General features: G+C 41.9%; 11 protein-coding genes. All 11 read left to right on the forward strand.

Going from position 1 to position 13,519, the window contains the following annotated elements:
• Positions 1-130 precede the first annotated feature (130 nt).
• Complete coding sequence (locus OSJ91_RS07635) at positions 131-1,540, forward strand: GH1 family beta-glucosidase (protein ID WP_485891333.1); 1,410 nt, start codon at positions 131-133, stop codon at positions 1,538-1,540.
• 511 nt (positions 1,541-2,051) lie between these two features.
• The gene (locus OSJ91_RS07640) at positions 2,052-3,692 is read left to right on the forward strand and encodes a SulP family inorganic anion transporter (protein ID WP_485891334.1); all 1,641 of its coding nucleotides are present in this window, start codon (positions 2,052-2,054) and stop codon (positions 3,690-3,692) included.
• An 85-nt stretch (positions 3,693-3,777) separates the two neighbouring features.
• Positions 3,778-4,191 carry a MerR family transcriptional regulator gene (locus OSJ91_RS07645; RefSeq protein ID WP_241590541.1) on the forward strand — a complete coding sequence of 138 codons (414 nt, stop codon included), beginning with the start codon at positions 3,778-3,780 and terminating at the stop codon, positions 4,189-4,191.
• Positions 4,192-4,415: 224 nt separating this feature from the next.
• The gene (locus tag OSJ91_RS07650) at positions 4,416-5,930 is read left to right on the forward strand and encodes a carboxylesterase/lipase family protein (RefSeq protein WP_485891335.1); all 1,515 of its coding nucleotides are present in this window, start codon (positions 4,416-4,418) and stop codon (positions 5,928-5,930) included.
• A 32-nt stretch (positions 5,931-5,962) separates the two neighbouring features.
• A complete protein-coding gene (gene kynU / locus OSJ91_RS07655) occupies positions 5,963-7,249 on the forward strand; it encodes a kynureninase (protein ID WP_485891866.1) in 1,287 nt (428 codons plus the stop codon).
• 14 nt (positions 7,250-7,263) lie between these two features.
• On the forward strand, positions 7,264-8,613 hold the full coding sequence (locus OSJ91_RS07660) for an amino acid permease (protein WP_485891336.1): 1,350 nt from the start codon (positions 7,264-7,266) through the stop codon (positions 8,611-8,613).
• 17 nt (positions 8,614-8,630) lie between these two features.
• Complete coding sequence (gene kynA, locus OSJ91_RS07665; protein ID WP_350301808.1) at positions 8,631-9,476, forward strand: tryptophan 2,3-dioxygenase; 846 nt, start codon at positions 8,631-8,633, stop codon at positions 9,474-9,476.
• A 297-nt stretch (positions 9,477-9,773) separates the two neighbouring features.
• Positions 9,774-10,427, forward strand: a complete 654-nt coding sequence (gene nadD, locus OSJ91_RS07670) for a nicotinate (nicotinamide) nucleotide adenylyltransferase (protein WP_350301809.1) — start codon at positions 9,774-9,776, stop codon at positions 10,425-10,427.
• Between the two features lie 255 nt (positions 10,428-10,682).
• Positions 10,683-11,714, forward strand: coding sequence for a sulfate ABC transporter substrate-binding protein (locus OSJ91_RS07675; protein ID WP_350301810.1), 1,032 nt, complete (start codon positions 10,683-10,685; stop codon positions 11,712-11,714).
• A gap of 67 nt (positions 11,715-11,781) precedes the next feature.
• Complete coding sequence (gene cysT / locus OSJ91_RS07680) at positions 11,782-12,621, forward strand: sulfate ABC transporter permease subunit CysT (protein WP_350301811.1); 840 nt, start codon at positions 11,782-11,784, stop codon at positions 12,619-12,621.
• A gap of 10 nt (positions 12,622-12,631) precedes the next feature.
• Complete coding sequence (gene cysW, locus OSJ91_RS07685; RefSeq protein WP_350301812.1) at positions 12,632-13,516, forward strand: sulfate ABC transporter permease subunit CysW; 885 nt, start codon at positions 12,632-12,634, stop codon at positions 13,514-13,516.
• The last annotated feature ends 3 nt before the right edge of the window (positions 13,517-13,519 follow it).

Consider the following 13,519-nt stretch of genomic DNA (forward strand, 5'->3'; position numbering starts at 1 on the left):
AATCATACCCTGATAGTAAATACTATCTTTAAGGCTTATGTTTTACGTGAATTAAAAATTAATATTTGTGCCAATGAATAAAATATATTATTATAAATTTAATAAGAGGGTATGAAATGGAGGGTTATAATTGAAGTTTCCACACGATTTTTTATTCGGAGCAGCTTCCGCTTCTTTTCAAATAGAAGGAGCATGGGATGAAGATGGTAAAGGTATAACGAATTGGGATGTCTTCTCGAAGATACCGGGGAAAACATATGAAGGTACAAACGGGGATGTAGCGATAGACCATTATCATCGTTATAAAGAAGATATTAAATTAATGGCAGAGATGGGACTTGAATCATATCGGTTTTCCATTTCATGGGCACGTATTTTGCCAACCGGTGACGGGGAAATCAATGAAAAAGGTTTGGAATTTTATAATAATGTTATTAATGAATGCTTAAAATATGGGATTGTTCCATTTGTTACGCTGTATCATTGGGATTTGCCTTTGACGCTTGAACAAGATGGGGGATGGACGAATAAGCGAACAGCTGAAGCATTCGTCAAGTATGCGGAGATTTGTTTTCTCGCATTCGGAGACCGCGTCAAACATTGGATCACGTTTAATGAAACGGTTATGTTTTGCGGTTTGGGGTATTTAAAAGGAGCGCACCCGCCTGGAATCCAAAACGATGAAAATAAATACTTTCAAGCGACACATTACGTTTTTTATGCACATGCCAAAGCGGTAGAGGTATATAAGGCACTGAATCATTACGGTGAAATTGGGATTACCCATGTCTTCCTGCCAGCTTATAGTATTGATGACAAACATGAGAATGTATTAGCTGCTAAGCATGCCAATGAATATGAAACTTTTTGGTATTATGACCCAATTTTAAAAGGTGAATATCCAGCTTATGTGGTTGAGCAATTAAAGGAGAAAGGCTGGACACCAAGTTGGACCGAAGAAGAACTGGATACGCTAAAAAGAAATGCGGGGAAAAATGATTTTATTGGACTCAATTATTACCAGCCCATTCGTGTGGAAAAAAATCGGGAAGCCACCTCAAACATGGAGCATTCAAGAGAAACATCTACTCTAGCTCCAGGAAACCCGTCTTTTGATGGCTTTTATCGGACCGTAAAAATGGAAGATAAAACATATACTAAATGGGGCTGGGAAATCTCACCTCAAGGATTCTTAGATGGGCTGCATATGTTAAAAGAGCGTTATGGTGATATTAAAATGTATGTTACAGAAAACGGACTTGGTGATGAGGATCCGATAATCGATGGTGAAATAGTGGATGTTCCCCGTATTAAATATATTGAGGAACACTTAAAAGTGATTAAGCGGGCAATCAAAGAAGGCATCCATTTAAAAGGATATTACGCATGGTCTGTCATTGATCTATTAAGTTGGTTAAACGGGTATAAGAAGCAATACGGATTTATTTACGTGGATCATCATGATCAGTTAAACCGGAAAAAGAAGCTGTCGTTTCATTGGTATAAGCATATTATCGAGACGAGAGGAGAAGAGCTGTAAACTGAAAGAAAACGTATATAGAGCCTTGAGTTTTTATAGAGCATGTATTGAGCAATCTTTCTCAAAACATGCTTTTTTCTATTGGTCATTAATCAAGTTTTCTGATATGGGGAATTAGTCCAAAGTTCAAACCTCCTGATTCGTAGTCTGAATCTCCGGCTTCAAATTAACTAGACTGGAAATATGGTCCCGGATTGTAATGTAAATGTAAAAATATGCAAGAAGTTGTAAACAAATGTTAACGTTACTAACAATGTACAGTATTACGTTTTACTGTATAATGTTGAAGCGTGGTCGAGACCATGTCAAATAACTTAACATAAGGAGATTACATATGACGATTATTTCTTAGCTTTGAAAAGTCCCCCCGCATGGTTTGTCCCGTTGAAAAAACCTACAATAGTTAGATTAATTTCGATCAAGCACTCCCTCTAAAATGAAAGAATGTCATTTTTCCTGATGAAGGTAGATTCCAACTAAAAAAACGACTAAGGATGTGAGTTTTAAAAAGATGATAAAAGATTCTAGATTTCAAGGATATAATATGAAGGGTTTTCAAAAGGATGTAACGGCAGGATTGGTCGTAGGTGTTGTAGCCATCCCTTTAGGATTGGCTTTTGCAATTGCTTCAGGCGTCGAACCGATATACGGGTTATATACGACCATCATCGCTGGAATCCTCATATCGATTTTGGGTGGCTCCAAGTATCAAATTGGAGGGCCAACCGGGGCGTTTGTTCCTTTATTATTTGGAATCGTTATGCAATATGGGTATGAAAGCCTGCTTATTGCCGGGTTTTTAGCCGGAATAATGTTAGTCCTGATGGGTCTGCTTAAGGTAGGCAATTTGATGAAGTTCATTCCCCGTCCCGTCATCATTGGATTTACAACAGGAATTGCGATAATAATCTTTTCAGGCCAAATTGCCAACTTCTTTGGTATGAAAGTGGAAAAACATGAAGCGTTCATGGATAACATGAAGGAACTGGTGATTAAAGCAGGCACGATCAATCTATATAGTGTGATTGTTGCGATTATATGTTTTGTCGTCATACTGCTCGCACCTAGACTTTTGCCACGAGTGCCAGGACCGCTTCTGGGTTTGCTGATTTCCACAATTGCAGCTTACTTTTTATTTCCCGATAAGGTGGCTACGATTGGTTCCACGTATGGAGCGATTCCGAAAGGTTTTCCGGAATTCCAAGTGCCGGAGCTATCAGTGGAAGTCATTATCACACTCCTTCCCGTTGCTTTTACGATTGCCTTGTTAGGCGGTGTCGAGTCATTGTTATCCGCTACCGTGGCCGATAACATGGGGGGAACCAAGCATGATAGTAATAAGGAATTGGTTGGGCAAGGAATCGCGAACATCGCGACCCCGTTCTTCGGCGGGATACCTGCAACAGGTGCCATTGCCAGGACAGCTACCAATATAAAAAGCGGGGCAGCCTCCCCGATGTCCGGAGTCATTCACGGAATTGTCGTTTTACTGGTTTTGCTGGTACTTTCTCCATATGCAGCGCATATACCTTTGGCAAGCATGGCGCCCATATTGATGTTTGTTGCCTGGAATATGAGTGAAAGAAAGGAATTCGCTCATGTATTGAAAACGAAGACGGCGGATTCTGCGGTTTTGCTAGTCACCTTCCTCGTCACAGTCTTCACTGATTTAATCATGGGAGTGGGAATCGGCTTATTGATTGCATTCATCACCTTCATTGCAAAAATGAGCCACACGTTAAAAGTCAGGGAAAGAAGTCATGAGATTACCGAGATTATTCCAATTGATAATTCGGATTCAAAGATCAATGTGTATAACTTGGAAGGTCCCCTCTTCTTTGGTTCGATAGACGTCCTGGAGTCATCGATATTGGAGAACTTGGATAATAAGACGAAAGTGTTGGTATTAAGCATGCGCCGGGTAACATATATGGACACTTCAGCAGAGGCTGCACTATTGGCGATTGTTAATCGCATCGGAAAATATAAGGGGAAATTAATCATTTCAGGAATCCAGCAGCAACCCAAGGAATTGTTACTCAGCACTGGGTTGTATCATAAAATAGATAAACAGCACTTTTTTAAATCGAAGGAAGATGCCCTGTATTTTGCCAAGAATCAGTTGAAGGGCAATTCGGATAAAGTAGTCTAATAGTTTCATCCTTGAAGTCACCTTTTTGGATAGTTATGTTATAGTATCGTTAACAGTAGATTTTTAAAAGAAGGTGACTATCTGGGTGAATGTATATCGGATTGGCCAGCTTGCTGAACTAGCGAATGTTTCGAGAAGAACCATTGACTATTACACACAATTAGGAATGCTGAACTATGAAAAAACTGGGTCAAGATATCGGTATTACACAGAAGATGCTTTAAATCGTCTTCAAATGATTAATCGGTATAAAGAACAGAATATGCCTTTGACCGAAATCAAGGAACGGTTACAAGTCTGGTCGGAAACCACTGTTGATTCCGAGCAAGTGCTCTTGATGGTGGACAAGCTATCTACAGACCTTAAAGGACTTGAGAATGAATTGCTGGAATTAAAGCCTTTATTGGAACAGCTCGATGAACAGCAATTAACATATGCTGCACAACAGCTTTCCGTTCGGGGCAGCTCTTTATTGAGTATCCTTGCCATGCTCGCCTAAGCTTTTTGCCAAGTTCAACAAAAAAAGACCTGATTGGGTCTTTTTTTGTTAACTGGACATTTAATGAAAACTACAAACTCAAAAGGATAACCTGACTTTATATACGATAGCGGTACTTTATTTTAACGGAGTCTATAGATCTTTTTTCAATGAAGATGAAGGATATAAGGGATTGGAAAAAGAAGAACTTAAGTATCTACTACTATATGAAGAGGTGAAAGGGAATGATTGGATCGATAGTTACGACGGTAAAAGGACATCTTCAAGGTACTATAGAAAACGATATATGCGTTTGGCGTGGAGTCAGGTATGCGAAAGCGCCGATTGAGGGCCTTCGTTTCCTCTCGCCGGAGCCAGTTGATAAGTGGAGCGGTGTCCTGGATGCAGTGGATTTTGGTCCGATTCCCCCGCAGCCGATGGATCGGGCGGTAAGGACGGGAATGACCGGAAATGAAAAAATGGATGAGGATTGCTTGTTCCTGAATATTTGGTCGCCTAGGGCTGATGATAAAAAACGCCCGGTCATGGTGTGGATTCCTGGAGGAGCATACATAACGGGAGCTGGATCCCTTGATATGTACAATGGACATTTACTGGCTAAGAATGGGGATGTAGTCGTAGTAAGCATCAACTATAGGCTGGGGGCACTGGGATATCTGGATTTTTCCGAGTTGGCAGGTGATGGGGAAATATTTGAAACCAATTTAGGTTTACGTGATCAAGTTGCGTCTCTGAAATGGGTTAAAGAAAATATAGAAGCGTTTGGCGGCGACCCTGATAATGTTACGATATTTGGTGAATCAGCTGGTGGCAATGCGGTGACGACTTTACTTACTGTTCCTTCAGCGAGAGGACTTTTTAAACAGGCCATTGCGGAAAGTCCCGCTCCGACATCTGTTTACGGAAAAGGATTTGCGCGCCAATTCAGTGAAAGGTTCCTTGAAATATTGGGAATTGGAAAGGATGAAATCCACCGCTTAAAGACGCTTCCAGTTCAAGAGATTGTCGGGGCCTCCTACCAACTCTTGCAGGAAAATTCACAGGCCATGCCGGGCTCACTATCATTTGGACCTGTTGTAGATGGTGACTTCCTGCCCGATTATCCACTAGATTCGATTCGATCCGGAAAAGCAAAGGGAATACCCTTGCTTATAGGAACAAATAGGGACGAAGCAACATTATTCGACCAGATGGATTCCCCGTTAATCCCAACTAATGCGGCGATGATTCAGAAAATGTTCGATAACACTGATCCAGAGGCGAAAGAGCGAATTACGAATGCTTATATAAACTACCCAGAAAAGGAAGCTGCACTTGGCATTGGCCGTGATGCGACTTTCCATATTCCCTCGGTTTGGTATGCGGAGGCATACAGCCGCTTTGAAAAAACATGGATGTACCGTTTTGATTATAAAACGGCCGCAATGCGCATAAGTAAATTAGGGGCGACACATGGTATGGAAATTCCTTTTGTCTTCCAGACTTTCGACTCGGCATTTGGGAAACGGATTACTTCATATGGTTCAAGGTCAGCTGCCCTAAAGGTTTCCCATAGAATGCAGGGCCATTGGATCAACTTTGCGAAACATGGAAACCCCAATCCCCCGGAAGGCGAAATCTGGCCGAAATATGATGAAAGAAATCACTACACAATGATTTTTGATAAAAAGGATTATATTGAAAAAGATCCTGACAGAATGATAAGGTTGGCATGGGAAGGGGTAGGGATTTACAAGTGAAAAATAGTGGCTTGGAAGAAAGCGGGGAGAACATGGATATCAATAATTTCATGTCAACGAAAGAGTATGCGAAAACTTTGGATCAGGAAGATCCATTAGTTTCTTACAAAGAGGAGTTCTACTTGAACCCCGGAATGATTTATATGGATGGCAACTCATTGGGACTTTTATCAAAGCGGGCTGAGAAAAGTTTAATGAAGTCATTGGAAGATTGGAAAAGGTTTGGAATCGATGGGTGGACGGAAGGCACCGAGCCCTGGTTTTACTTTTCTGAGAGATTGGGTGAATTGAGTGCCCCGTTGGTAGGTGCTTTAGAGGATGAAGTGATAATGGGAGGGTCGACTACAGCTAATCTGCATCAGCTTGCGGCCACTTTTTTTGAACCGAGAGCTGGCAGGAATAAGATTTTGGCGGATGAACTAACCTTCCCGAGTGATATCTATGCACTTCAAAGCCAGCTCCGATTGCATGGGCTTGATCCTTCGGCACACTTGGTTCAGGTGAAAAGCCGAGATGGTAAATTCCTTGAAGAAGAAGACATCATTGCAGAAATGAACGAGGAAATAGCATTGATTGTACTTCCGACGGTTTTATATCGAAGCGGTCAGGTCCTTGATATGGAGAGGTTAACAAAGGAAGCGCATGCGCGTGGAATCATGATAGGATTCGATGCCTGTCATTCCGTGGGAGCCATCCCGCATTTGTTTGACAACTGGGAAGTGGATTTCGCGTTTTGGTGTAATTATAAGCATTTGAATGGCGGACCAGGATGTGTAGCGGGGTTATATGTGAACCGTAAGCATTTTGCAAGGCTGCCCGGGTTGGCTGGATGGTTTGGCTCGCGGAAAGATAAGCAGTTCGATATGGAACATACCTTTACCCAGGCAAATTCGGCAGGTGCCTTTCAAATTGGAACTCCCCATATATTAAGCATGGCTCCCCTTTTAGGCTCGCTTGAAATATTTGCGGAAGCGGGGATAGAGCAAGTCCGGAAGAAATCCTTGAAGCTGACTCAATATCTTATGGATTTAATACAATCGGAATTGACGGGATATGGATTTGAGATTGGGAGCCCAAGGCATGAAGCAAAAAGGGGCGGTCATATCATCCTTGAACATCCAGAAGCTGCAAGAATATGTAAAGCATTGAAACAAGAGGCCATCATACCCGATTATCGTGAACCGAATATGATTCGTTTAGCACCTGTTGCTCTTTATACCTCTTTTCAGGAAGTCTATGAAACTGTACAGGTGCTTAAGAAGATCATGGACGGCAGATTATATGAAAACTATGAAAATAAAAGGGGAATCATTGCCTAGAATGGGAGCAACATATGGAGAAAAATAAACTGCATCGTGAATTAACATCGAATCAAATCACCATGATAGCCATGGGATGTGCAATTGGCACCGGGTTATTTTTGGGAAGCGGCCTTGCGATTTCAACGGCAGGTCCAAGTGTACTTATCAGCTATGCAATAGGTGCATTCATTGTCCTTCTGCTGATGGGCTGTTTGGCGGAAATGACTGTAGCCTATCCAACATCGGGATCCTTTGGAACCATTGCTGAAAAATATATAAGTCCATTTGCGGGTTTTGTTGTGAGGTATTCCTATTGGATAGCGAATGTTCTTGCCATTGGTGTCGAAGTGAGTGCCATCGCTGTTTATATGAAATATTGGTTCCCTGCTGTACCTGGAAGTGTTTGGATTTTCCTTTTTGCTGCACTGTTAATCTATGTAAATGCGACGAGTGTCAATACATTCGGGAATTTTGAGTATGTATTTTCAATGATCAAGATAAGCGCCATTGTCATATTCATTCTACTGGGCGCCTATGTGGTGATTGGCGCTGGACCTTCAAGCGGGATCGGTGTAGAGAACTATGCCAATGATGGAGGTTTTATGCCTTTCGGATTTTGGGGGCTTTGGGTCGCCATATTCATTTCGCTCTTCAGCTTTTTAGGAACTGAGTTGATTGCGGTGACGGCGGGCGAAGCAAAGGACCCGGATATAGCCGTCCCTAAAGCTTTGAAGGCAACTGTCTTCAGGCTTGCCACTTTTTATGTACTGACTATCGGCATCATGTTAATGATTGTTCCCTGGCAATCTGCCGGTATTGATAAAAGCCCATTCGTTAAGGTAATGGAAATCCTGAATGTTCCCGGGGCATCGGGGATAATGAATTTCATTATTTTAACTGCTGCTTTATCTGCAATGAATAGTCAATTATATGCCTCCACCAGAATGATATTTTCGTTATCCGAGCAAAAGCAGGCTCCAGCCCTATTTCAAAAAGTGAGCAGGAAAGGTGTCCCGGTAAGGGCACTTCTCATATCCACTTTAGGAATATTTCTTGCTGCAGGAGTAAAGGTTCTGCTTCCGGATACTTCATATGCATTCATGATGGGGATATCGATGTTCGGGGCCATTTTAACCTGGTTCATGGTTTTCATTTCCCATTTATATTTCAGGAAGAGGTGGGAGAAATCAGGGGGCCGCAAATTACCGGTTAAAATGTATGGATTTCCATATCTAACGATTCTTGGTGCATTTCTTTTGTTTGCTTTGACGGTATCTACCTGGTTCACTGGCCCATTTAAAATCGTGCTCCAGTTCGGGGTTCCTTGGCTGATCTTTCTTTGCATCGTTTATTTATTGATGACGAAATTCAAAAGAAAGTAAAGGGAAAGAGGGATAGTATGGATAAGGGTCCAAGAGATGAACATCGTTTGGAAGAAAGTATGGTAACTGATTTTGATAAAGATATGTCCTATGGGGACTATCTGCATTTAAATCAAATTTTATCAAGTCAGCATCGACTTTCTGGCCATCACGATGAAATGCTGTTCATCATCATTCACCAAACAAGTGAATTGTGGATGAAATTGATCATCCATGAATTGACTGCGGCAACTGATCATATTGAGGCAGGACATTTGGAGCCTTCCTTTAAGATGCTATCCAGGGTGGCCAGGATCCAACAGCAACTAGTTCAATCTTGGAATGTGCTTTCGACCTTAACGCCATCCGATTATATGGAATTCCGGGAGAAACTAGGAAACTCTTCAGGGTTTCAATCATTTCAGAACAGGTTGATAGAATTTGCGATGGGGCAAAAGAATTCGCAAATATTGGCCGTTTTCCGTCATCAGCCCGAGCTTTATGAGTCGATGATGGCAGCCTTGAATAAACCAAGTATTTATGATGCGGCTATAGGGGCTTTGGCTGCAAGAGGGCTTCCCATTGATCAATCGGTCCTGAAGAGGGATTGGTCTTTAATTTATCAGGAAAATGCAAGTGTTGAAAAAGCATGGCTGACCGTTTACCGTGATGTGCATAACTACTGGGATTTGTATGAGCTGGCCGAAAAACTCGTTGATATTGGAAGTCAACAACAATTCTGGAGATTCAATCATATGAGCACCGTAGAACGGATCATCGGTAATAAAAAGGGAACTGGCGGATCGTCCGGTGTAAGTTATCTGAAAAAAGTGGTCGAACAGCCATTTTTTCCTGAGCTTTGGACATTAAGGACCAAACTGTAAGCTTTGACTGGGGGGGATTTCATGAATCAATGGTTAGATATCCCAGCGCCTTAATGAAAATACGCCATATTGGCTAGGAGATAGCAATATTCATATATGCTGAATTCACAATGGCTGAAGGGTCATCTGTCAATGTAGCGGAAATCAGACTGACTCTTTAAGAATTCAATTGATTCTCCCTATCATTTTGATGGAAATGGAAAAAATCATCGAACATGATCTCGATTTATGAAACCGGGCACGGGAGCCCGGTCAGGGCCGTGGTGAAAAAGGAAGACTGGTGAGGGGGATATAAGGATGGGCAAAATTGGAGTTTATGGATCTTCCTTCGATCCGGTCACGAATGTGCATTTATGGACAGCATCCACCATTGCGCATCGTGCTAAGCTTGACAAGGTGATTTTTTTACCTTGCTCAAATGGCCGGATCGATAAACAGATGAAAACGAGCAATGAACACCGTTGGGAAATGCTCAAGCTGGCAATAGGGGGCAACCCGTTATTTGAAGTCAGTGATTATGAAATTAATGAACGTGCCGGAACGAGTAAACAATATACTTGGTATACGATGGAATATTTTAAATCACGATTTCCAAAGGACGAAGTTTACTTCATAATGGGTGCAGATTTACTTGAAGATATTGATAATCAGGAGTTGCCGGTACACTTACGATGGAAATTCAGGGAAAAACTGATTGCAAATCATAAATTCATCGTCATGGCACGGGATGGGATCGATATGCTGAAAATCATATCCAAAAGTCCATTGCTAAGGAATTATGATGATGGCAATACATTTCACCTTATTGATAAAGGCCTTTCCATGGAAATCAGTTCTACATATATAAGGGATGAATTCGCGATGGGCGGGGAACCAAGATATTTACTGCCTGATCAGTGTTATCAGTATATCTTGGACAATAAGCTATATCAAAAAGCATCAAATTCATAATAGGTATTAAAAAAAGGGCTCGATCTCCCCGTTGGATCGAGCCCTTTCGTTTGGTGGAATTCTTAAACTTTCAAAACGTGAATGAATTTAAATAAAAGGACATGCAATACCTAGTTGACAACTGGGTTAACTTTGCTTTATGGTAATGATATACAAAAAAATACTTGCTGATCAGAGAACTGAAGGCATACTATCTCCTGAATGATTGAAAGGGAAATAGCATGCCTTTTTTGTTGTAAAAAAAGGGGGAAGCTCATGAAAAAGGTAATGTTATTGATAAGTTTGATTTTAGCATTCGGTGTACTTGCGGGATGCAACTCGGAAAAAACGGAAGGCGACGGGACATCAAAGTCAGTCGAGCTTTTGAATGTGTCATATGATCCGACAAGGGAATTGTACCAGGAATTCAATGAAGCGTTCGTGAAGCACTGGAAAGAAGAATCCGGTCAGGATGTAACGATTCAGCAATCACATGGCGGATCTGGTAAACAGGGCAGGGCAGTCATTGATGGATTGGAGGCGGATGTCGTTACATTGGCATTGGCTTATGATATTGATGCCATTTATGAAGCTAGTAATTTGTTAGCGAAGGATTGGCAAAAACGTTTACCGGAGAACTCGACACCATACACATCAACCATTGTGTTTTTGGTGAAAAAAGATAACCCTAAAGGCATTAAAGATTGGGATGATCTGATTAAAAAGGATGTATCCGTCATTACCCCAAATCCAAAGACAAGCGGAGGGGCAAGGTGGAATTACTTGGCTGCCTGGGCTTATGCGGAGAAAAATTTCGATAATGACGAAACAAAAGTGAAGGATTTCATGAAAAAACTTTATCAGAATGTTGAAGTCCTGGATTCAGGGGCCCGCGGTGCAACGACCACTTTTGTGGAAAGGGGAATTGGTGACGTACTAATCGCTTGGGAGAATGAAGCCTATTTAACACTGGAAGAATTCGGTGATGACAAATATGAAATCGTCAATCCTTCAATCAGTATATTAGCAGAGCCACCGGTAGCTGTTGTCGATGAAGTGGTCGAGAAAAAAGGAACAAAGGAAGTGGCTGAAGCCTACCTGGAATACCTCTATACGGATGCCGGTCAGGAAATTGCCGCGAAAAACTTCTATCGTCCAAGGGATGAGAAGGTTCTCGCTGAATATGAAGACCAATTTGCCAATATCGATATGGTGACTGTTGATGATACGTTTGGCGGTTGGAAAAAAGCCCAGGAAACACATTTTAATGATGGTGGCACATTTGACGAGATTTATCAACAGCAATAAGCATGAAGGAGAAGATGACTTTAACATCTTCTCCTTCATAAATCAGAAAAAGGGTTGAGGCGAAGCGATGAATATAGTCACTGAAGGTAAACAGACGAAAAAGAGGACCATACCCGGTTTTGGATTGACGATGGGTTTTACGCTGCTGTATCTCTCCATCATCGTATTGATCCCGTTATCGATGATTTTTCTAAACACATTTTCAATGGGATTCCAGGATTTTTGGGCGACCATCACTGAACCAAGGGTTCTCGCTTCTTATAAATTGAGTTTCATGACAGCGTTAACTGCGGCCTTTGTGAACGCAGTTTTTGGTGTGTTAATTGCCTGGGTGCTTACTCGTTATGAGTTTCCCGGCAAACGGATCATCGATGGACTGGTTGATTTGCCTTTTGCCCTCCCGACTGCCGTGGCAGGGATTACGTTGACCACCTTGTATTCACCGAACGGATGGATCGGGCAATTTTTCAGTTTTAAAGTCGCTTTCACTCCCGCAGGGATCATCATCGCCCTAATATTTATCGGTCTTCCATTCGTGGTGCGGATGGTTCAACCGGTGCTTGAAAATATCGAAAAAGGGATGGAAGAAGCATCTGCCTCTTTAGGGGCGAATCGAATGCAGACATTCATTAAAATTATCTTCCCGGAATTGATTCCAGCGATATTGACGGGTTTTGCACTTTCTTTTGCGAGGGCACTTGGAGAGTATGGATCAGTTGTCTTCATTGCCGGAAATATGCCGTTTAAAACGGAGATTTCCCCGCTGATCATCATGACAAAGCTTGAACAGTATGATTATGAAGGTGCTACAGCGGTTGCAGCTGTCATGCTCATTATTACATTTATAATCTTATTCACCATCAATATCTTACAATGGTGGACCGGCAAAAGATATTCAGGGAAGTAGGAGGGATATGATGGAACATGATAATTCAGTTGTTGTAAATGCGAATCACCCAGTCATTAATACGAGAAACGCAACTAAAGAGCCTAAATCCATACAGTGGATCCTCATTTCCATTGTATTGCTATTTCTCACTTTGTTTTTAGTTGTCCCATTAATCGCGATCTTTGTAAAAGCCTTTGAAAAAGGTGCCGAAGCTTATTTTGCGGCCATTGTCCACCCTGATGCCGTGGCTGCGATTAAGTTAACATTGATCGTTGTCCTCATCACCTTGCCACTCAATGCCATATTTGGAGTGGTTGCCGCGTGGACCATAACAAAATATGATTTCAAGGGAAAAAACTTCTTAATAACATTGATAGATTTGCCTTTTTCCGTTTCGCCCGTCATTGCCGGGTTGATTTTTGTCCTTCTGTTCGGCTTGCATGGAACACTTGGTCCACTGCTGCAATCTCTTGACATTAAAGTGATCTTTTCAATACCAGGGATTGTCATCGCCTCCATTTTCATCACCTTCCCATTCATTGCGCGCGAATTGATCCCGCTCATGCAAAGCCAGGGGACGTCTGAAGAAGAGGCCTCACTCACGCTGGGTGCAGGAGGGTTTAAGACATTTTGGTATGTGACGCTTCCCAATATAAAATGGGGACTTCTATATGGAGTCATCCTTTGCAATGCAAGGATAATCGGGGAATTTGGAGCTGTATCGGTCGTATCGGGCCATATACGGGGCATGACCAATACGATGCCGCTTCATATTGAAATCTTATACAATGAATATCAATTTTCGGCCGCATTTGCCGTTGCATCCCTGATGTCCATTTTTGCAATCATAACCTTGATCATTAAAAGCTTCATAGAGTGGAAAACAGACTTTAAATCAACCAAAGCGAGGTAGGAG

This window comes from Bacillus sp. T-10(2022), from assembly GCF_056502895.1.